This window comes from Caldisericia bacterium (genome assembly GCA_026414995.1).
GTDB lineage: Bacteria > Caldisericota > Caldisericia > B22-G15 > B22-G15 > JAAYUH01.
Map to the genome: position 1 here is coordinate 65,639 of JAOAHY010000003.1, position 21,156 is coordinate 86,794.

At 27.6% G+C, this 21,156-nt stretch carries 18 protein-coding genes and 4 tRNA genes; 6 read left to right on the plus strand and 16 right to left on the minus strand.

The genetic code is table 11. From position 1 onward, the window contains the following. Window position 1: 1 nt before the first annotated feature. The 10 genes from N3D74_02025 to N3D74_02070 form a co-directional block, all read right to left on the minus strand. Complete coding sequence (locus tag N3D74_02025; protein MCX8094959.1) at window positions 2–820, minus strand: peptide chain release factor N(5)-glutamine methyltransferase; 819 nt, start codon at window positions 818–820, stop codon at window positions 2–4. After that, window positions 801–1,862, minus strand: a complete 1,062-nt coding sequence (prfA, locus tag N3D74_02030; protein ID MCX8094960.1) for a peptide chain release factor 1 — start codon at window positions 1,860–1,862, stop codon at window positions 801–803. The genes N3D74_02025 and prfA overlap by 20 nt, the downstream gene beginning before the upstream one ends. A 2-nt stretch (window positions 1,863–1,864) precedes the next feature. Further along, window positions 1,865–2,260 carry a hypothetical protein gene (locus tag N3D74_02035; protein ID MCX8094961.1) on the minus strand — a complete coding sequence of 132 codons (396 nt, stop codon included), beginning with the start codon at window positions 2,258–2,260 and terminating at the stop codon, window positions 1,865–1,867. 82 nt (window positions 2,261–2,342) lie between these two features. Next, window positions 2,343–2,927, minus strand: a complete 585-nt coding sequence (locus tag N3D74_02040; GenBank protein MCX8094962.1) for a thymidine kinase — start codon at window positions 2,925–2,927, stop codon at window positions 2,343–2,345. Continuing rightward, complete coding sequence (gene rho, locus N3D74_02045; protein MCX8094963.1) at window positions 2,924–4,321, minus strand: transcription termination factor Rho; 1,398 nt, start codon at window positions 4,319–4,321, stop codon at window positions 2,924–2,926. The genes N3D74_02040 and rho overlap by 4 nt, the downstream gene beginning before the upstream one ends. A 14-nt stretch (window positions 4,322–4,335) precedes the next feature. Then, a complete protein-coding gene (locus tag N3D74_02050; protein MCX8094964.1) occupies window positions 4,336–6,345 on the minus strand; it encodes a sodium-translocating pyrophosphatase in 2,010 nt (669 codons plus the stop codon). 25 nt (window positions 6,346–6,370) lie between these two features. Next, window positions 6,371–6,443 (minus strand) — tRNA-Thr (locus N3D74_02055). 36 nt (window positions 6,444–6,479) lie between these two features. Further along, window positions 6,480–6,554 (minus strand) — tRNA-Gly (locus tag N3D74_02060). A gap of 1 nt (window position 6,555) precedes the next feature. Next, window positions 6,556–6,632 (minus strand) — tRNA-Asp (locus N3D74_02065). 18 nt (window positions 6,633–6,650) lie between these two features. Continuing rightward, window positions 6,651–6,725: transfer RNA gene (locus N3D74_02070), tRNA-Val, on the minus strand. Between the two features lie 87 nt (window positions 6,726–6,812). On the opposite strand from N3D74_02070, the gene N3D74_02075 reads away from it, so the two are divergent. The 5 genes from N3D74_02075 to N3D74_02095 are packed head-to-tail and all read left to right on the plus strand — an operon-like array spanning window position 6,813 to window position 12,682. Further along, window positions 6,813–7,676 carry a hypothetical protein gene (locus N3D74_02075; protein ID MCX8094965.1) on the plus strand — a complete coding sequence of 288 codons (864 nt, stop codon included), beginning with the start codon at window positions 6,813–6,815 and terminating at the stop codon, window positions 7,674–7,676. Beyond that, window positions 7,673–8,440 (plus strand): 5'/3'-nucleotidase SurE, encoded by a 768-nt coding sequence (surE, locus tag N3D74_02080; GenBank protein MCX8094966.1) that lies wholly within the window; start codon window positions 7,673–7,675, stop codon window positions 8,438–8,440. The genes N3D74_02075 and surE overlap by 4 nt, the downstream gene beginning before the upstream one ends. After that, window positions 8,433–10,814 (plus strand): DNA topoisomerase 3, encoded by a 2,382-nt coding sequence (locus tag N3D74_02085; GenBank protein MCX8094967.1) that lies wholly within the window; start codon window positions 8,433–8,435, stop codon window positions 10,812–10,814. The genes surE and N3D74_02085 overlap by 8 nt, the downstream gene beginning before the upstream one ends. Further along, a complete protein-coding gene (locus tag N3D74_02090) occupies window positions 10,783–11,877 on the plus strand; it encodes a DUF362 domain-containing protein (protein ID MCX8094968.1) in 1,095 nt (364 codons plus the stop codon). The genes N3D74_02085 and N3D74_02090 overlap by 32 nt, the downstream gene beginning before the upstream one ends. Window positions 11,878–11,890: 13 nt before the next feature. After that, on the plus strand, window positions 11,891–12,682 hold the full coding sequence (locus N3D74_02095) for an SDR family oxidoreductase (GenBank protein ID MCX8094969.1): 792 nt from the start codon (window positions 11,891–11,893) through the stop codon (window positions 12,680–12,682). On the opposite strand, the gene N3D74_02100 is transcribed toward N3D74_02095, so the two are convergent. The 4 genes from N3D74_02100 to N3D74_02115 form a co-directional block, all read right to left on the minus strand. Beyond that, window positions 12,683–13,906, minus strand: a complete 1,224-nt coding sequence (locus tag N3D74_02100; GenBank protein ID MCX8094970.1) for a trypsin-like peptidase domain-containing protein — start codon at window positions 13,904–13,906, stop codon at window positions 12,683–12,685. 62 nt (window positions 13,907–13,968) lie between these two features. Beyond that, window positions 13,969–14,628, minus strand: a complete 660-nt coding sequence (locus N3D74_02105) for a TrkA family potassium uptake protein (protein ID MCX8094971.1) — start codon at window positions 14,626–14,628, stop codon at window positions 13,969–13,971. Window positions 14,629–14,632: 4 nt separating this feature from the next. Further along, the gene (locus tag N3D74_02110) at window positions 14,633–15,970 is read right to left on the minus strand and encodes a TrkH family potassium uptake protein (GenBank protein ID MCX8094972.1); all 1,338 of its coding nucleotides are present in this window, start codon (window positions 15,968–15,970) and stop codon (window positions 14,633–14,635) included. Beyond that, entirely contained in the window at window positions 15,951–17,474 is a 1,524-nt protein-coding gene (locus tag N3D74_02115; GenBank protein ID MCX8094973.1) for a hypothetical protein, read from the minus strand. The genes N3D74_02110 and N3D74_02115 overlap by 20 nt, the downstream gene beginning before the upstream one ends. Before the next feature lie 84 nt (window positions 17,475–17,558). On the opposite strand from N3D74_02115, the gene uvsE reads away from it, so the two are divergent. Next, a complete protein-coding gene (uvsE, locus tag N3D74_02120; GenBank protein ID MCX8094974.1) occupies window positions 17,559–18,446 on the plus strand; it encodes a UV DNA damage repair endonuclease UvsE in 888 nt (295 codons plus the stop codon). On the opposite strand, the gene N3D74_02125 is transcribed toward uvsE, so the two are convergent. Next, window positions 18,432–20,342, minus strand: a complete 1,911-nt coding sequence (locus tag N3D74_02125) for a DUF3488 and transglutaminase-like domain-containing protein (GenBank protein ID MCX8094975.1) — start codon at window positions 20,340–20,342, stop codon at window positions 18,432–18,434. The two genes, uvsE and N3D74_02125, sit on opposite strands and share 15 nt — an antisense overlap. After that, entirely contained in the window at window positions 20,335–21,144 is an 810-nt protein-coding gene (locus N3D74_02130) for a DUF58 domain-containing protein (GenBank protein MCX8094976.1), read from the minus strand. The genes N3D74_02125 and N3D74_02130 overlap by 8 nt, the downstream gene beginning before the upstream one ends. Between the last annotated feature and the right edge of the window lie 12 nt (window positions 21,145–21,156).

Here is a 21,156-nt window from a genome sequence, read left to right on the forward strand (position 1 = left end):
ATCACATCTTTTCAAGAACAACTCCTATTATATTTTCTGATTCTGTTTTTAGGATCTCTTTAATTTTTAGAAAATTCAAAAATTTCTTGGCATAATCAAGTTCTTCTTTTTCCATTTCTACTATAAGAAGACCTTTTTCATCTAAAAATTTATAAGATTCCTCAAAAAGAATTTTTATATATTTAATTCCATCTTCACCGCCAATAAGAGATAATTTTGGTTCCATTTTTACATCAATTGGTAAATTTTCATATTCCTCTTCCTTTATATAAGGAGGGTTTGAGATTATAAGATCATATTTTTCATTAACATTTGAAAACATATCACTTTTTATAATCTTTCCATTTAGTTTATATTTTTCCAAATTTATCTTTATATTTTCTAATGCTTTTTCATCTATATCAACAAATGTACAACTTTCAGTAAAATTATAAAAAAGAAGCGAAACTCCAATTGCACCAGTACCAGAACATATATCAAGTGTTTTATTAACTTTTTCATATTTTTTTAAAATTTGATAGATAATCTCTTCTGTCTCAAATCTTGGAATAAAAACTCCCTCTAAAACCTCAATTTCTAAATCAAGAAATATTTTTTTGTTAGTTATATAAGATAATGGTACCCCTTTTTTTCTTAGGTAAAATTTTTTAAATATTTCTTTGAAATTTTTTCTATCTATTTCTTTATTTAAATTTAAATAAAACTCCTCTTTTTTTAAATAAAGTGAATTTCTTATTATTAACTCTACCTCAATATCACTATTTAATAATCTTCTTCCAAACTTAAAAAGGGTTTTTATGTCATATTTCAAGTGATTCAATTTTTCTTTTCTTATCTTCCTCCTTCAAAGCGTTTATTATATCGTCAATGTTTCCTTCCATTATCTCTGGAAGATTATATAAAGATAAACCAATTCTATGATCTGTAACTCTATTTTGAGGATAGTTATATGTTCTTATTTTTTCACTTCTTTCTCCCCATCCAATTTGTCTTTTTCTCTCTTCTCCAACCTCTTCTAATTTTTTTCTTTGATAAAAATCAAAAAGCCTTGCTCTTAAAACTCTAAGAGCTTTTTCCTTATTTTTAAGTTGAGATCTTTCGTCTTGGCATGTAACGACAAATCCAGTTGGTATATGTGTAATTCTCACTGCAGATTCTGTTTTTTGAACACATTGACCTCCATGACCACTTGCTCTAAATACATCAATTTTGAGATCTTCTGGATTAATTTCAATTTCAACTTCTTCAGTTTCTGAAAGAACTGCAACTGTAACAGTAGATGTATGTATTCTTCCAGAGGATTCTGTTATTGGAACTCTTTGTACTCTATGTACTCCACTTTCAAATTTCAAATCACCATAAGCGCCTTTTCCTCTAATTGAAAAAATTATTTCTTTATATCCACCTAAATCTGTTGGATGTGAATCAATAATTTCAACTTTCCATCCTCTTTTTTCTGCATAATATGAGTACATTCTGAATAAATCTGCAGCAAAAAGTGCTGCTTCTTCACCACCTGCAGCTGCTCTAATCTCCATAATTGCATCTTTTTCATCTCTCTCATCTTTAGGAATTAAAGATAAAACTATCCTGTTTAAAAGTTCTTCCTCTTTCTTTTTAAGTTCTTCTAATTCTTCTTCAGCAAGATCTTTTAGTTCTTCATTTTCAAGAAGTTTTTTTGTTTCTTCAATGTTTTTTCTAATTTCTTTTAATTCTCTATAAAGATTAACACTCTCTTCTATTTCACTTTTTTCTTTTAGATATTTATTAAGAAGTTCGCTATTTTTATAAATGTTCTCATCTAATAGAGCATTTTCAATATCTTCATACTTTTTTTCAAGTTCTTCTAATTTTTTTTCTATCTTCATATCTTTTCAAACCTCAAAATTAAATATATTGAATTATCTTTTATTCCTTTTCCTAATTCATCACCTGAAATTTCTTTTACTTTGAATCCATTAAACTCAAGAAATTCAAAAACTCCTTTAGGAGTAAATGCTTTCTCTTTTAGCTCTTGAACCTCATTAAATTTTAAATCAAAAATATTAATTTTTACTTCTTGATTAATAGGATCTAATTCATATTTATAAATTTTATCTTCAAAGATATCAAAATCCCTTTTTATGAAATAAAATAAATTTAAAGTTTCAGTAAAAATTTCGCCCTTAAGGTAATTTTTAATTATTTCTAAATAATTATGTTCAAAAGGAAATGGAAGTATAAGAAAATTTCCTTTTAATTTTTCTTTTATTTCTTTCAAAGATGTTTTTTCAAAAAAAATAAAATTATATATTTTTTTATATCCCTCCCAAAAGGATATTCTTTCTTTTAAATTAAACATTTTATCTATGGTGAATATCAGGTTTATCTGGTACTATATGATGAATTCTACATCTTGGTTCATATTTTTCAGATGCTCCAACCATAATAATTGGATCAAAATATGATGCTGGTTTTCCATTTAAAATTCTTTGAGTTCTTGTTGCTTCTTCACCACATACAACACAGATTGCAGTAAGTTTATCAACCTTTTCTGCTCTTGCTAAAATCGCTGGCATTGGTCCAAATGGTTCACCTCTAAAATCAGTATCTAATCCTGCAACAATAACTCTTAAACCCTTATCTGCTAAAAATTCAATAACATAAATTATTTTGTCATTAAAAAATTGAGCCTCATCAATTGCAACAACTTGAGTTGTATCTTCAATTTTTAAAATTATCTCCTCTGGGTGGTCTATGCTTATTGCTTCAACTTTTGCACCCGAGTGAGAAACTATACTTTTTTCATCATATCTTGTATCTAAAGTAGATTTAAATACCTGAACATTCTGTTTCGCTATTCTTGCTCTTTTTATTCTTCTTATTAACTCTTCGCTTTTACCGGAAAACATACATCCAGTAATAACTTCTATTATTCCTTTTTTCATACCCAACCATTCTCCTCAGGAACAATTGTTTTTAAAAATTCTCTGTTGTTTCTTGTTTTAGCCAACATATCTGCAAGTTTTTGTAGTGCTTCGAATGAATCTGCATTTGCAAGTGCTTTTCTTAATACCCAAATTCTTTTATACTCTTCTGGATCATAAAGAAGTTCTTCTCTTCTTGTTCCAGATTTCTTAACATCAATTGCAGGGAATAATCTTCTTTCAGCTATTTTTCTATCGAGAACAAGTTCCATATTTCCAGTTCCCTTAAACTCTTCATATATTACCTCATCCATCTTACTTCCTGTTTCAATTAGTGCGGTTGCAATGATTGTTAAACTACCTCCATTTTCAATATTTCTTGCTGCACCTAAAAATTTCTTAGGCCCTCTTATTGCAGCTGGGTCTAGTCCACCAGAAAGAGTTCTTCCAGAAGGTTGAGTTACAAGATTGTATGCTCTTGTCAATCTTGTTATTCCATCAACAAGAATCATTACATCTTCTCCTAACTCAACTAACCTTTTTGCTCTTTCAACAACAAGTTCAGTGACTCTTATATGATTTTCTGGTGGAAGATCAAATGTTGAAGATATAACCTCTCCTTTTGTTGATCTTTCCATATCAGTTACTTCTTCCGGTCTTTCATCAACAAGAAGAATAATTAGGTGAATTTCTGGATGATTTATTTCAACAGATTGTGCTATTTTTTTAATTAAAGTTGTTTTTCCAGCCTTTGGAGGAGAAACAATAAGTCCACGTTGTCCTTTTCCAAGAGGTGCTATAAGTTCAATCAATCTTATGGCTAAATCTGCATTAGGAATTTCTAACTTTATTCTTTTATTAGGGAAAATTGGTGTTAAATTTTCAAATATTGGTCTATTTTTTGCTTCCTCAAGTGAAAGGCCATTAATTGATATTATTTTTAAAAGCGCAGGGTATTTGTCTTTTTCTGGAGGTTTTCTTACCCATCCCTCAACCAAATCTCCAACTCTCAAATTAAATTTTTTAATCTGAGAAGGTGCCACATATATATCTCTTTGAGAAGGCGAATATTTTGCTCTTAAAAATCCATATCCTTCTGGAAGTATTTCGAGAATTCCTTTATCAATATATTGCTCTTCTGGTGGAATCCCTGGAAAATAATCTAATCTTTTATCAAGAAGATCTGAAAATTGTGATTTTTCTTTTACTACTATCTTTTCTTCTTTTGGTAAAAGTTCTTCAAAATCTTCTGTTTCTTCTTCAATTTCATCTTCTAGAACATTTCCCTCAACTTCAAGAATTTTTTTGATAAGTTCGTCTTTTCTAAAATGTGAATAATTTTTAATCTTTAAGTCCTGGGAGATCTTGTAAAGTTCTTTCATTGATTTACTCTTTAACTCTTCTTCTCTCGTCAATTAGCACCTCCTTTTTATTTTAAAATTTTTAAGAAAAATGGCAAAAATACAAGAGAAATTATGCTCATAAGTTTCAATAAAATATTTATTGATGGACCAGCAGTGTCTTTAAATGGATCTCCAACTGTATCTCCTACAACACTTGCTTTATGTGCAGGAGAGCCTTTGCCTCCATAAAGTCCTTTTTCAATTAGCTTTTTTGCATTATCCCATGCACCACCAGAATTTGCCATTAAAATTGCAATAAGAGCTCCAGAAACAAGAGAACCTGCAAGAAATCCGCCTAGACCATCTTTTCCAAAAATAAAAACTATTACAAAAGGTGAAACTATAACAATCAAAGAAGGAATTATCATCTCTTTTAAAGCACCTATTGTTGAAATATCAACACATCTTTTATAATCAGGTTCTGCTTTTCCTTCAAGGAGTCCAGGTATTTCTCTAAATTGTCTTCTCACTTCCTCAACCATTCTATATGCTGCTTTCTCAACAGCAGATATTGCATATCCACTAAAAAGAAATGGTAAAATTCCACCAATAAACATACTAGAAACAACATTTGGTTTTAATAAATCAATATTATTTATACCAGCAACTAGTGAATATGCAACAAAAAGAGCAAGTGCAGTTAAGATTGCTGAACCGATTGCAAAACCTTTACCCATTGCAGCTGTTGTATTTCCAAATGCGTCTAAAGAATCGGTTATTTTTCTTACCGATGGATCTTGATGTGACATTTCAGCAATTCCACCTGCATTATCTGCAATTGGACCATATGCATCAACAGATAAAGATATTCCAAGAGTTGCAAGCATACCAACTCCAGCAAGAGCAATTCCATAAATTCCTGCAAAAAGGTATGCTCCATAAATTGAAAAAGAAAGAATTATCATTGGCAAAACTGTAGATTCCATTCCTACTGCGAAACCTGCTAAAATATTTGTTGCTGTTCCTGTTGTAGCTGCTTCTGCAATTTTTTTAATTGGGTTTCCACCTGTATAATATTGAGTTATTAAACCAATTACAACACCACTAATTAAACCTAAAAATGTTGAGAAATATGGAGATAGATCTTTTACATATATTATTGTTAAGATAAATCCTAAAATTGCAAAAATAATTGCACTAAAAATTGTACCACCTGTTAATGCAAGTTGTGGTGTAATTGTTTTAATTATCTTTGAAGAGAATTTTACAAATAATACTCCCAAAATAGAGGAGATTAAACCAAGAGATACTATTAGAAATGGATAATAAATGAAAGGTTGTTTTGATGATACATTTAATGCCAATGTAAATGCAATAACTATTGATGAGACTATTGAACCAACATAAGATTCATAAAGGTCTGCTCCCATTCCAGCAACATCTCCAACATTATCTCCAACATTATCTGCAATAACTGCTGGGTTTCTTGGATCGTCCTCAGGAATTCCTGCTTCAATTTTTCCAACAAGATCTGCTCCAACATCTGCTGCTTTTGTAAATATACCTCCTCCAACTCTTGCAAATAGAGCAACAAAACTTGCACCCATTGAATAACCAGTGATCAATGGAATTGGCCCAATTTTTGGAAGAAATTTTATACCAACTAGATATACAATAGATAAACCTAAAATTCCAAGTGATGTAACTGTTATTCCCATAACTGCTCCACCAGTAAAAGCAACATCAATCGCTTTTCCACCACCTGTTTTTGCAGCATATGTAGTTCTACCATTTGCTCTTGTTGCGACACTCATTCCTACAAAGCCAGAAAATGCTGAAAGAAAATTACCAAAAATAAATGTGAGTGCAACATAAGGAGATATTAAAATTGATACAATGATTGCAAAAATTATAACTATAACTCCCATAACTTTCCACTCTCTTACAAGAAATGCTTGAGCACCTTGTCTTATTGCAAGAGAGATTTTTTTAATCTTTTCTTCTCCTTCAGGATTTTTAAAAACATTAAAAATCAAAAAAATAGAGAAAATAATACCAACAATACTTACCAAAATGGAAAGAGTCAGAAAATCCATAATTTAACCTCCTCAATTTTTTAAGAGCCAGCGACCCGACTCGAACGGGCGACCAGCTGATTACGAATCAGCCGCTCTACCACCTGAGCTACGCTGGCAAAAATATGGAAAATATAAAATAATGATAGTCACTCTGGAGCGGGAGACGGGACTCGAACCCGCGGCGGCCACCTTGGCAAGGTGGTGCTCTACCACTGAGCTACTCCCGCATGGCGGGATCGACGGGATTCGAACCCGCGATCTCCAGCGTGACAGGCTGGCGTGTTGGACCGCTACACCACGACCCCGCTCATTTCGCTTATTTCTGGTGGGCGAAACAGGAGTCGAACCTGTGACCCCTTGCTTGTGAAGCAAGTGCTCTACCGCTGAGCCATTCGCCCTGCTTTATTATTCTAATAAAATTTCTTTTTTTGTCAAGTGGGTTTAAGTTATAATAAATACATAATTAATGGTAAAATTCAAAAAGAATGGAAAATTTTGAAAAAAGAATAAAAAAACTAGAAATTGAATTTAAAAATTTAAAAGAGAATTTGTCAAAAATAATATATTTTATAGATAAAAATTATGGTAAAGAGATAATTTTTTCACTTCTCAAAGAAAGAGGATTTGAGGTATTAGAAATTAAAGATAAAAGAATTATTTTTCCAAAAGATGAAAGGTATTTTGAAGATTATTTTAAAAATTTAAAAAGTTATTACTTTAGAAGAATTTTACAGGATACAATTAAAAAAAAGGAGTTTTCTTATGATTTTATCTTAAAACTTAAAGAAAAATGGGGAGAAAAAGTTGTTGAGAGATATTTAGAAAAACTTGTAAAATATAAAATTTTTAAAAAGGAAAATTTTCATTATATCTCAAACTATATAGATATTGATAACATTGGAAATACTCTTGAATGGTATATTGGAGAGATTTTAAAAAAGGAATTTTCAATTCCTGTTATATCTAATATTGAAATTAAAAATATAAAAGAAGGTGGTGATTTTGACATATTTTTCTTATTGCTTGGAAATTTATCATATCTTGAAATAAAATCTTCTCCTCCAAATAATATATCAATTGAGGAAATTGAAAATTTTATAAGAAGAGTTGTAGAAATAGGAATAAAAGTATCAATTTTATTCATTGACACAACTCTAAATATAAAAAGGAATATAATAGATAATATGGAATTTTTACTTAAAAGAGTAAAAAAGAATTTTATTGGTAAAATGATTAGAAATGGTTTTTATAAGGTAGCTTCAGGTATTTATGTTTTTAATTCAAAAAGAAGCATTGAAGAGAGTATTAGGATTGTCATAGATGATTTATTAAAGGAGGATTTAATTTGAGAGTTTTAATAACTAATGATGATGGTATAGATTCTCCTGGAATTAAAATTTTAGGTGATATTTTTTCAGAGGAGTTTGAAACTTTTGTAATTGCACCAGAAAGACAAAGAAGTGCATTAGGTCACTCAATAACAACTCATAAACCATTAAGAATTAAAGAAATTGATTCAAATAAATCTAATTTAAAAATTTATGCAACAAATGGCACAACAGCAGATTGTGTTATTTTAGGGGTTGATGTATTAATAAAGAATATTGATTTTGTTATATCTGGGATAAATGAACTACCTAATGTTGGCGATGATATAACATACTCTGGAACAATTTCAGGGAGTATGGAAGGTGTTATTAATGGTATTCCATCAATAGCGGTTTCGATACTTGGATTTAAAGAAAACTTATCTTTTGCAGCAAAGTTTTCTAAAAAAATTGTAAAATATTTAATTAAAAATCCCCTTAAAAAAGGAACATTTTTAAATATTAATTTTCCAGGAGAAGGAGAAATTAAAGGAATTAAAATTTCTAAGGTTGGAAGAGTATGGTACAGAAATAGAACGATTGAAAGAAAAGACCCTCTAGGAAGACCATACTATTGGATTATTGGAGAGCCTGTTTGGGAAGGAGATGAGGACACAGATACTTGGGCAGTAAAAAATGGTTATATTTCAATAACTCCACTTCATCTTGATTTAGTTGATTATGAAACTTATGAGTTTTTGTTAAAAAAAGAGCCTGATTTTTTAAATTTATTGAAAAATGAATAAAATTTTGATTTTAACTGAAAAACCATCTGTTGCAGAGGATATTGCTAAAGTTTTAAATGCAAAAAGAAAGGGAAATTTATTTGAAAGTGATAAATATACAATAATTTTTGCATTAGGACACTTGGTTACTTTATGTGAGCCAGAAGATTATGATAAAAAATTTAAATATTGGACAATAAAGGATTTGCCAATTATTCCAAAAGTGTTTAAATTAAAGCCAATTAGAGAAACAGAAGATCAATTTGATTTTGTAAAAAAATTTCTAAAAAGTGATTCTTATGATTTTATTGTAAACGCTTGTGATGCAGGAAGAGAAGGTGAATTAATTTTTAGATACATTTATAAGCTTTCTAAATCAAATCTAAAAATAAAAAGATTGTGGCTTAATGCTTTAACAAAAGAAGAAATATTAAATGGATTTAATAATTTAAAGGATGGTGAAGAATTTGAAAATTTAGGAATAGCAGCTGAAGCAAGGGCTCAAGCAGATTGGCTTGTTGGAATAAATGCAACAAGAGCATTTACTAGAAAAGAAGGTCTTCTTCTTTCGATTGGTAGAGTTCAAACTCCAACTCTTTACATGATAGTTGAGAGAGAAAATGAAATTTTATCATTTAAAAAGGAAAAATATTATGAAATTTTTGCATATTTTGAAAAAGATAAATTTAAATATAAAGGAAAGTGGTTTGATGATAGTGATGATAGAATTTTTGATGAAAATAAATTAATTAAAATTTTAGAAAACATTAAAGAGAAAGATGGTTTAGTTGATTCAATTGAACTTAAGAAAAACAAAGTTCCACCTCCACTTCTATATGATCTCACAGAACTACAAAGAGAAGCTAATAGATTATTTGGGTTTACTGCTCAAAAAACTTTATCAATTGCACAATCTTTGTATGAACAGGAGAAACTTATTACATATCCAAGAACCGATTCAAGATATCTTCCATCTTCTTTAAAAAGTGATATTCCTAAGATTCTAAAAAATTTATCAAAATTAGATATTTACAAGAATTTTATTGAAAATGTTTTAAAAAGTGGAATTAAATTTAATTCAAGAATAGTTGACGATTCAAAAGTTACTGATCACTTTGCAATAATTCCAACTGGAGTTTTACCAAAAGGCATGCTTTCTAATGATAAAAAGATAATTTTTGATTTAATAGTTAAAAGATTTATTTCTGTTTTTTATCCTCCAGCAGAAGAATTAAAATTGACAATTATAACTAAAATTGTTAATGAAAGATTTAAGACAGATGATAAATATCTTATTTTTTCTGGTTGGATGAAAGTTTATGGAAAAGAAGAAGAATTATTTGAGGAAGTACCTTTAAAAATAAAAGAAAAAGTAAAAGTAAACAAAATAGAAAAAGTTGAAAAATTTACTGAACCTCCTCCAAGATTTACTGATGGTGGAATTCTTTCTTTAATGGAAACATGTGGAAAATTAATTGAAGATGAAGAATTAAGAGAGATTTTAAAAGAAAAAGGAATTGGGACTCCAGCAACAAGAGCACAAATCATTGAGAGATTGATTGAAGTTGGATACATAGAAAGAGATGGAAAATATTTAAAACCTCTTCCTAAAGGAATGAAACTTATAGAAACTCTAAAAAAAATTCCTCTTGAAGAACTGCTTTCTCCAGAACTTACAGGTGAGTGGGAGAGAAAACTTTTATTTATTGAAAAAGGAAAACTTGAATATGAAAAATTTATAAAAGATATAATAAATTTCACAAAAGATATTGTAGATAAAGTTATAAAAAGAGAAGGCAAAAGAATTAAAGACGAAATTGTTGAAGTAATTGGAAAATGTCCTAATTGTAATAGTGAGCTATTAGAAGGAGAAAGAGGCTATTTCTGCAAAAAGTTCAAAGAGAAAAATTGTTTATTCTATGTCCCAAAAACCTTCCTTGGAAGAAAGATAAGTAGAGAAGAAGTACTTGAACTAGTAAATAATAAAAAAACAAAACTTCTTTATGGATTTATATCAAAGAATAAAAAGAAGTTTTCTGCATATTTATTCCTTGGAGAAGATGGTAAAGTCACATTGTCATTTCCAGAAGATAAAGTAATTGATGAAAAATCTTTAGGAAAATGCCCTATTTGTGGGTCAAATGTGTTAGAAACTGAAACGAAATTTAAATGTGAAAATGATAATTGTTCATTTTCGATTAATAAATTTATTCTTGGAAAGGAAATAAAAAGAGAAGATATGATTGAACTTCTTGGTGGTAGAGAAACAAAAATATTTCAATTTAAATCTAAAGGAAAAAAATTTAAAGCACAATTAAAACTTGAAAAAGATAAATTGAAATTTATTTTTGAGGAGAAAGGTCATGGCAAAAGTAATAGTAAGAAGAGTAAATGAATATAATGAAGATTTAATTAAAAAAATTTTTCTTGAAAATAAAGAATTTATTTTAAAAGATTTAAATCCAAAAGACAAGGTTCTTGTTAAACCAAACTTTTTATCTTTTAACCCACCAGAAAAAGCAGTTACAACTCATCCAGTTTTTATAAAGGCATTCATAAAATTTCTTCTTGAGCATGATATTTATGTAATATTAGGAGATATTCCAGGAAGAGCAATTAGTTCAACTAAACTAAAAGAACTTTCAGGAGTATCTGAATTTGAAGGAGAAAATTTAAAAATAGAGGACCTCGGAGTATATGGTTTTAGAAATGTAGGTACAACAGTAAATGAAATTGAAATTAAACTTCCAAATATTCTTTGGGAAGTTAAAAGAGTTTTTAATCTGCCAAAAATGAAAACACATTCTTTAACTTTTATTAGTGGTGCAACAAAAAACCTTTTTGGTTTAACTCCAAGAAAAGATAGATTGATAATACACACAATTTCAGATCCAGTTTTATTCTCTAAAATTTTAATTGACATAAACAAATTTTTACCAGTTCCTCAAATTATTTTACTAGATGGGATTTTAGGTATGGAGGGAGATGGCCCTTCTTTTGGTAATCCAGTTTGGTTCAATTCTATTATAATTTCGAATGATCCTATTATTTCAGATTTTATAATGAGTAAAATAATGGGTTTTGAGATAGAAAATATTCCTCTCTTTAAAAATGATTGGTGTTTAGATTTTGATTTAGATGGAGATATTGATGTGCTTATTAAAAAATCAGAAAAACCAAAAACCTTTCTTGTTTCAGGAAAAGGAACATCTCATATAGCAGCCTTTTTTTATAAATATCTTGGAAACTTTCTTCAACCAAAACCAAATGTTGATAAAAATAAGTGTATAAAATGTGGAGTTTGTTCATCAAAGTGTGCAGGCAAAGCAATAACATTAAATCCATACCCTATTTTTGATAGGGAAAAATGTGTTTTGTGTTATTGTTGTCATGAATTATGCCCTCAGGGGGCGATATACCTTAAAAGAGGTATAATTTCAAAAATTGTAAAAACATAAAAAGGAGGATTTTATGGATCTTGGAATAAAAAATAAAATAGCAGTAGTAACAGGTGGTAGCAAGGGTCTAGGCAAAGCAGTTGCCTTTTCTCTTGCAGAAGAAGGAGCAAGGTTAGGGGTTTGTGCAAGAGATGAAAAAGCACTAAAAGATTTAAAAAGAGAGATTGAAGAGAGTTATAATACTGAAGTTTTTGTTTTTCCATGTGATTTAACAAAAAGAGATGAAATTTTGAAATTTAAAGATGAAATTATAAAATTTTATGGAACAGTTCATCTTCTTTTTATAAATAGTGGAGGACCTCCGCCAGGTGGTTTTTTTGATTTTAAAGAGAAAGATTATTTAGAAGCAATTAATTTAAATTTAATGAGTACCATTAATTTGACTTATGCATTCATTGATTATATGATAAACCAAAAATTCGGGAGAATTGTTGCATCAACTTCAATTTCTGTAAAAGAACCACTTCAAGATATAATTCTATCAAATGTATCAAGAACACCAGTTGTTGCATTTATAAAAAGTTTATCAAGAGAGGTTGGTAAATATAATATAACAGCAAATTGTGTTGCACCAGGATATACTTTAACTGACAGATTAAGAAAAATTATTGAGAATAGAAGCAAGAAAAATGGTACTACTTTTGAAGAGGAATTAAATAAAATAACAAAAGATATACCTCTTGGAAGAGTTGGAGATCCTGAAGAATACGCTGATGTTGTAACATTTCTTCTTTCTGAAAGAGCAAGTTATGTTACTGGAGTTACTCTTTTAATTGATGGTGGTATATTTAGAGGTTTAATGTAATTAAATTAAGGTTCCAACTCCATTTAAAAAACTTATACCAGAAGGTCTTTCTCTTAAAATTACCTCTACTTCCATTGTTTTTCCATTTCTTATAATTTCTATTTTAACCTTATCACCAATATTTTTCTGTCTTAAATATTTTGTTAATTCCTGAACAGATGTTACTTCTTTACCTTCAAATTTAGTTATGATATCAAATGGTTTTAATCCTGCTTCACTTGCACTTGTTCCGCTTAAAACTTGAACAACTAATATACCTTTATTAACTGGTAAATTATTTCTCTTTGCAATATCATCTGTTATTGCAACTCCACTAATACCTAAAAAAGGCCATCTTACTTTTCCATACACTTGTAAATCATTAACAACTTTTTGAATAGTATTTGAGGAGACAGCGAAACCTATTCCTTGACCTGAGGCATAAATTGCTGTATTCATTCCAACAACTTCACCAAAAAGATTTAAAAGAGGACCACCAGAATTTCCAGGATTAATTGCAGCATCTGTTTGAATTACTCCTACAAGTGTAGTTCCATCTTCAAAAGTAAGTGTCCTTTCAAGTGCAGAAATTACACCAGTTGTGACAGTGTGATCAAAACCATATGGATTTCCAATTGCAATTACAGTTTGACCAACTTTAAGAGTTGAAGAGTCTGTAAAGGTAAGATATGGAAGACCCTTGGCATTAATTCTTATCAACGCAACATCAGATGAAGGATCTGTTCCAACAATAAAGCCATCATACTCTTTGCCATCACTAAGAGTTACTGTAATTTTTTTAGCACCTTCAATAACATGATTATTTGTAACTATTAATCCATCTTCAGAAATTATAAAACCAGAACCTAAACCTGGTGTTTCATATGTGAAAAAGAAATCTTGAACAACCTGAGTGGTTGAAATTCTTACAACAGCAGGACTAACCTTTTCTGCAACATTAATAATTTGAGATTCTTCAACTTTAATAACATCGCTTACATTAACATATTGAACTTTTGAGGGATTTTGTGAAGGTAAATAAAAATTTGATTTTAAATATTTTACTGTTATGAAGCTTCCTAATCCTCCTCCAATTAATGCTCCAATTATAAACATGATAAGAATAATAAAGGTTGTTCCTCTTCTCTTTTTTGGTTTTTCTTCAATCAATTTTTCTTTTATCTCTTCTTCTATTTCTTTTATTTCTTCATTTTTTATCTCTTCTTCTTTTTCAAATTCTTCCATAATTAATACCTCCTTTAATATTTATACAAATAAATAGAATTTTTGTTACAGATGTTTTGTTTTTATTCAATAAACTCTTCTGTAAATTTAGATATGTCTTTAGTTCTTCCTATGAAAACAATTGTGTCATCTTGTCTAAATATTTCCTCTGAAGATGGAGCTACAATAAACTCCTCTCCTCTTTTTATTCCTAAAACAATTATTTTATATTTATTTCCTAAATCAAGTTCTCTTAAAGTTTTTCCAACAAATTCTTTTGGAACTTTTGCCTCCTCGAGATTATACTCAGGAGAAATTTCAATGAAGTCGAGTAGAGATGTTGAGGTTAATTGAATTGCTAGTGTTTCTCCTCTTTCTTTTTCAGGAAAAACCACTAAATCTGCTCCAATTTTTTCAAGAATTTTTCCATGAAGTTCATCAACTGCTTTTGCTACTACATATCTAATTCCCATACTTTTAACTATCATAGTTGATAGTATGCTATGTTCTTTATTATCACCAATTGCAATAATGACTGTATCACAATTTTTTATACCTGCTTCTTCAAGCGCAAGTTCATCTGTTGCATCAGCAAGAATAACATGAGTCAATTTATCTTTAACTCTTTCTATTATTTCTCTATCATTATCTATTGCAAGAACTGGAAACCCCCTTTTCTCTATATTTAATGCAAGTGAAAATCCAAATCTTCCAAGACCAATTACTCCAAAAGTTTTCTTCATATTTCTATCCTACCATAACTTTATCTTCAGGTAAATAAACCCTTTGTGATTTTCTAACAATAACACTTGTTAAAAACGAAAGAATTCCAACTCTTCCAGTAAACATTGTAAAAATTATTACTAATTTTCCAAATGTTGAGAGTTCTGGAGTAATTCCTGTTGAAAGACCTACTGTTCCAAAAGCTGAAACAACCTCGAAAAATATTGAAATTAAGCCAAATTTTTCTGTTATTGATAATAAAAATGTTGAAAGAGATATAAGAAAAATTGCAGTTGTAAAAACAAGGTATGATTTTTTGATTGAAAGAGTCTCTACACATCTTCCAAATATAGTGACTCCTTCTCTTCCTTTTATCCAACTTCTAATATTAAGTAAAATAAGTGCAAAAGTTGTTGTTTTTATACCTCCACCTGTTCCTCCAGGTGATGCACCAACAAACATTAAAAATATTGTTAAAAGTAGAGTTGGAAGATTTAAATATCCAACATTTACTGTACTAAAACCAGCTGTTCTTGGAGTTACAGCATGAAAAATTGAAGTTAAAACTCTTTCTTTAAAAGAATAAAATTTAAGTGTTCTTGGATTTGAAATTTCAAATAAGTAAAAAAGTGTAGCACCTAATATTATCAAAATAATTGTTGTTATTATAACTAGTTTAGTATGAGTTGAAAGTTTTTTTGATTTAGGAAAATCAATCAATTCGCTAATGACTACAAAACCAATTCCGCCAAACACTATTAATAATATTATTGTTAAATTGAGAACAATATTTCCTCTATATGGTATGAAACTTTTAAAATCACCAATTAAATCAAAACCAGCATTACAGAATGCAGAAATCGAATGAAAAAGTCCATAAAAAAGAGCCTTTGGAAAACCAACTTCTTTTAAAAAAACTGTTGATAAAATTATAGCCCCAGTTCCTTCAAATAATAAAACTATATAAAAAATTCTTCTTGCAAGTTTAATAATACCACCAATACTAAAAAAACTAATTGATTCTTTCAGAATTATTCTATCTAAAAGTGGTATTTTTCTTCCAAGAAGTAAAGAAAGAAAAGTAAATATTGTCATATAACTTAATCCGCCTATTTGAATTAATAAAAGGATTATTATTTGACCAAAAGTTGAATAATGAGTTCCTGTATCTAAAACAACAAGACCTGTTACACATGTTGCTGAACTTGCTGTAAATAGAGCATTGATAGGATTTGTCCATACTCTATTTTTTGAGGAGATAGGGAGTGTTAAAATAAATCCTCCAATTAATATAATTAAAAGGTATGATAATATAATAAATCTTCCTGGCTCTTTTCTTATATTAGAAAGATGATTTATCATTTGTTTTTAAAATTGATAAAAATGAGTAAATAGAAATTAATAAAAATATAATAGAGATTATTAATGGAAGAGTATCTTTAAAGTTTATTATTATAAGATAAATAAAAAGTATAATTGAAAAAACATTTAGAATTTTTGAAATATAATTATACTCTCTGAATTTGAAAATTTGTGATACAAAATAAAGTAAAATTGAAGCCAAAAGAAAATTAATAGAAGTGTTAACTGTTATTAATCTTAACCACCAATTTGTTATACCTCCAAAAATGTCTTTTGGAAGGAAAAATGTTAGAAATGTTAATAATATAATCAAAACAACAATAGGATTTGCCATTTTTAATTCAATTAAATTTAAATATTTTTTTAAAGATTTTAATGAATAAACCATAAATGAAAACATAACAACAACTGTTAAAAATAGAACAAAATTTTTACTATAACTTTCACTTAAACCTGCAAAACGAAGATATTTAGCCATCCCTTCTTGAAAAAGAGTTAGTGGATCTTTTCCTTTAATTAATGAATCAGTTTTAGCATAAATTATTAATGAAAAAGAAGAAACTATTCCTGCTAATGAAAGAATTGTAATTGGAAGAAGGGAGGTTTTTGAAACATCTTTTTCTCCTTTTATACTTTCTGATGTAAATAATATTGAAAACAGAGATTCAAAACCAGAAAAGGCAACAAAAGATAGGGTTCCTAAAATTAAAGGAATCATTGAGCCTCTCGAACTAGATAAAATAAATTCTTCTCTCTGAATTCTTACACCAATAAATGGACCAAAAAATCCCCCAAAAAGAATTATAAATATTAAAAATGATGAGAGATATGAATATGGTTTAGATAATAAGTCATCTTTTAAAAATATAAAAATTAAAAGTAAGGCAGTTAAAATAATTCCAAATGTAAATTTTTCAGTAACTATTTTAAAAGGAATAGATAGAGGATAGAATCCTCCAAGAAAGATAATGTAAAATAGAAATACTGCAAAAAATATAGTGTATGGTATAATATCTTCCTTTTTATTAATAATGAAATATGAGAAGAGAAGAGATAGCAAAACAAGAAGCAAAAATGAGGTAGAAACTCCTCTATTTTGCCCTAAAAGCTCAGCTGTGTAATGAATAAATGAGATTGTAATTAAAAAAGAGAAGATAATTAAAAAAATTAAAAGAATATTTTTTAATTTTTTATTGTTTATTAAATAATCTTTAAAACTTAATCTTTTATTCAATAAGGTAGAAAGAAATGAAAGAGGATAACCAAAAAATAAAGTCATAACTATCGTTATTACAATTACTGGAATATAACCCCACTCTATTGCAATAATAGGTGCAAGGAAAAGATAAGCACCCCCAACTGCTCCTAACTTTTCTCCAAAGGGAATAAGAGCAAATCCACCTTCTCTTTTAATTTTAAATTTCTTTTCAAAAAATAATTTAGAAAGAAAATAAAGTACAAAAAGAATAACAAAAACAAAAGTTGATAAAATATATAATTTCATATTCCTCTCCTTTTAAAGGTTCTCATACAATCATAAATTTTAAATCAATTAAAATTTCTGTCAAGAAATGTTAATATTTAATTTATGAAAATTGGCTATCCATGTATAAACTATTCAATAGGTTGTTCTCCGAATAAAACTTTTAGATTAACCTCTTATGAAGAAAATAAATTAAGAGAGACAATTAGAAATAATTTATTATGTTTAATTGAAATTTTAAAATTTAATTTGAAGGAAAATTTAAAATTTTTTAGAATTTCCTCAGAAACTATACCTTTTGCCTCTCATGAAATAATGAGCATTAAATGGTATGAGGAATTTAAAAGAGAATTGATTGAGATAGGAGATTTTATAAAGAAAAATTTTTTTAGAATTTCAATGCACCCAGATCAATTTATTCTTATAAATTCAATTAAAGAGGATGTATTTATAAGAAGCGTTAAAGAACTTGAATATCACATGATTTTACTTGATAGCATGGAATTAGATTACACACATAAAGTACAAATTCATGTTGGTGGAGTTTATGGTGATAAAAATTTATCAATTGAAAGGTTTTTAAAAAGATATGAATCTCTTCCTGATTTTATAAAAAAAAGACTTTGTATAGAAAATGATGATAAGTATTATTCTGTTTTGGATGTAATAAAAATAAGCAACAAAACAGAAATTCCTATCATTTTCGATTATTTTCATTATAGATGCAATAATAATGGAGAAAAATTAGAAAATTTTTTAAAAGATATTATATTAACCTGGAAAGAGAAAGATGGAATTCCTATGGTTGATTACAGTTCACAAGATAAAGGTGCAAAGAAAGGCACTCATGCAAGAAGAATTGATCTTAAAGATTTTGAAGAATTTATTAATATTACAAGACCATATGAATTTGATATTATGCTTGAAATTAAAGATAAAGAAAAAAGCGCAATTGAAGCAAGAAAATTTCTTGAAAAGTTAAATCTCATTTAAAATATTTTTTAAATTAATATACATAGATTTATCAATTTTTTTGTCTTTATAATAAACATCTTCAAATTTAATTATAAATTTTTTAAGTTTTAATTTAACATCTTCATTTTTAATTTTTTGAAGAAATTCTTCTAAACCCTCATACTTTTCTTTTTTTAAGCCAAGTTTTTTAATTTTTTTGTAAAAATTTCTTATAAGCTTATCTTCAAATCGCTCTTTTTTTAACTTCATATTTTTGATTATGAAATACAAAATAAAAATTAAAAACAACAACAAAAAATAGAAACCCTTTTTAAAAAACTCTATCATATTAAATTTTATATTAAAATCTATTTTAAAATCTTTAATTTTATTTAAAAGTGCAATTTGTTTTTCAAGATCATAATTTATAACAAAAGTGTTGTAATAATAGTTTATTGTATCTAAAAAAAGTCTAAATTTTGATATTTTTCTTGAATTTAAAAGTGCTAAATTTCTCTCTGAAGATGGAGTTGGATCAAATCTTATCCATCCAATTGCATCAACATATGCTTCAACCCAAAGATGCGCATCTGATTGCTTAATAATATAATATTTTCCTATTTCATTATAAATACCACCTTTATATCCTGCTACAACTCTTGATGGTATTTCAAGCCCTCTTAAAATTAAAGCCATTGCAGTAGCAAAATATTCACAATTCCCCTCTTTTGTTTTAAAAAGAAAATCTTCTACTGGATTTTGTGAGATTGGTAAGTTTTTAAGATTATATTTAAATTGAGGTCCCATAAGGTAATTTTGTACATTTTTTATAGTTTCCAAAGCATTTTCATCTTTAAAATTTCTAATAAATTCATAAAAATTTTGAGATAAATTATTAGGAAGTTGCAAATATAATTTTTTTTCTATATCTTTTTCATAAACCACATTAGAGATAACTGATTTAACATCATACTTTATTTTATTTCCTATAATTTCTCTTGTTTTGAAACTTAACCCCTCTTTTTCATATCTTAAAAAAGAATAAATTCCAACTGGTTTATCAATACCAAAAAGAATATTTCCTCCATATGGTTCAAGATAAATTGTCTGCTCTACTAGTTTCCCTTTTATTTCTAAATTTTTTGAATCTTCACCAATTTTAACATAAATCCATTCGTTATTATCATAATAATTTAGTGTTATGCCTCTAAAATAAAGTTCATCATCATTTAATCTTTCAGTTGAGACTCTCATAATAACTGAATCATCTTCTTGAATTTCTGAAACTGTACCAAGTTTTACTGTTTCAGAAAATCCAGTTCTTGCAGTTAAAGTTGAGCCAAAAAATGAAAAAAGCGGATTTGGAGTTCTTGGAAGTCCAAAAAATAGTATTACTGAAAATGGTAGAGCAATAATTGGAATCAAAAAGGCTCTTTTACTAATTTTAAAAAATTCACCTATTTTTAATTTAAGATTTTTATCTTCAGAGTAGTATGTTAGAAAAATTATTGAATAGTTTAGTAATAAAATGAATATTAAAAAGAAAACAAGAAAAGAAATTTCAAAAGAGAAAATTGTTGCACCAGTAAATATTAAGATTGAAATTAAAAAAATTTGAAGATAATCTCTTTTTTCTTTATCCTCTAAAAATTTAATCGAAAGAAGAACAATTAGAGATTCAAGAGAAGGTGTTATTATATCTGTAAGTGTTAATCTTAAAAAAATCAAAATGATAAAAATTATTGCAACTATATTTAAAAGAGTTCTATTTATTTTATAATGTTTGACAAAATCTTTATATAAAGCAAAAATAAATATAATTAGAGAAATAAATAAATAAGGAAATGAAATTATTTTAAATGAGAATATAAACATTTCAATTCCAATTAAATAGGTTAATATATTTAAAATTTTCTTTATCTCTATTTTATTCATATAGTGCTAATTCCCTTAATAGATTTAATTTATGATTAAAAGAAAAATCTGGTTTAAAAAATTTATCCTTAATTTTTAAACCTACAGGAATACCTTTTTTGAAATTATCCATTATAAGAAATGATATAAAAGAAATTTTATCTTCTAAATTTTTAGCTTTTATTTTATCGAATTCTATTATTAAAGGTTTATTTATTAGCGAATCAAATTCCTTAATTTTAAGTGAGCCAGTCTTTGCACTACTTTTCCAATCAATATATTTTTTTGGAGTTCCATTAATATAATCTTTTATTGATTTGATATCACCATCATAACCACTTTTAATTTGTGATTCATATTCTCCATTTTTTTCTTTTTGAGATATTAAATTTTCATAAATAATGACCTTTTTTGGTTCAGGAAAAACAATAAATTCAAAACTCTTTTTTAAATTATAATATCTTACAAAAAAATTAAAAGGAAAAGGAGATGAAAATTGAAGTTCATTAATTTTATATAAACCTCTTTTTGGAAACACCAATGACTCTCTTTTGCTAATTTCTTTTTCAAAATAAGGAAAAACAATTTCCTTATCATAAAATTTTAATTTTATCAAGAAAGATGGCAATCTCTTTTTATTTATTAATTTAAAAATAAAATAGACCTCCTTTTTTGCATAAATTTCTTGAGGAAATTCAATTTCAAGATCTAAATTTTGGATATTGTATCTTCCAAAAAAACCTGAAACAGCCATAAAACTTAATAAAAAAGAAGTTATTAAAAAAAGTAGATTATTACCAGTATTTATAGCAGAAACACCCAAAAAAATTGTTAT

Bases quoted from the DNA above. Each gene is read 5' to 3' on its own strand.
- N3D74_02115 (MCX8094973.1), bottom strand. From the start codon at position 17,474: ATGAAATTATATATTTTATCAACTTTTGTTTTTGTTATTCTTTTTGTA.
- N3D74_02050 (MCX8094964.1), bottom strand. From the start codon at position 6,345: ATGGATTTTCTGACTCTTTCCATTTTGGTAAGTATTGTTGGTATTATT.
- uvsE (MCX8094974.1), top strand. From the start codon at position 17,559: ATGAAAATTGGCTATCCATGTATAAACTATTCAATAGGTTGTTCTCCG.
- N3D74_02125 (MCX8094975.1), bottom strand. From the start codon at position 20,342: ATGAATAAAATAGAGATAAAGAAAATTTTAAATATATTAACCTATTTA.
- N3D74_02100 (MCX8094970.1), bottom strand. From the start codon at position 13,906: ATGGAAGAATTTGAAAAAGAAGAAGAGATAAAAAATGAAGAAATAAAA.
- N3D74_02040 (MCX8094962.1), bottom strand. From the start codon at position 2,927: ATGAAAAAAGGAATAATAGAAGTTATTACTGGATGTATGTTTTCCGGT.
- N3D74_02105 (MCX8094971.1), bottom strand. From the start codon at position 14,628: ATGAAGAAAACTTTTGGAGTAATTGGTCTTGGAAGATTTGGATTTTCA.
- N3D74_02085 (MCX8094967.1), top strand. From the start codon at position 8,433: ATGAATAAAATTTTGATTTTAACTGAAAAACCATCTGTTGCAGAGGAT.
- N3D74_02090 (MCX8094968.1), top strand. From the start codon at position 10,783: ATGGCAAAAGTAATAGTAAGAAGAGTAAATGAATATAATGAAGATTTA.
- N3D74_02110 (MCX8094972.1), bottom strand. From the start codon at position 15,970: ATGATAAATCATCTTTCTAATATAAGAAAAGAGCCAGGAAGATTTATT.
- N3D74_02075 (MCX8094965.1), top strand. From the start codon at position 6,813: ATGGAAAATTTTGAAAAAAGAATAAAAAAACTAGAAATTGAATTTAAA.
- N3D74_02095 (MCX8094969.1), top strand. From the start codon at position 11,891: ATGGATCTTGGAATAAAAAATAAAATAGCAGTAGTAACAGGTGGTAGC.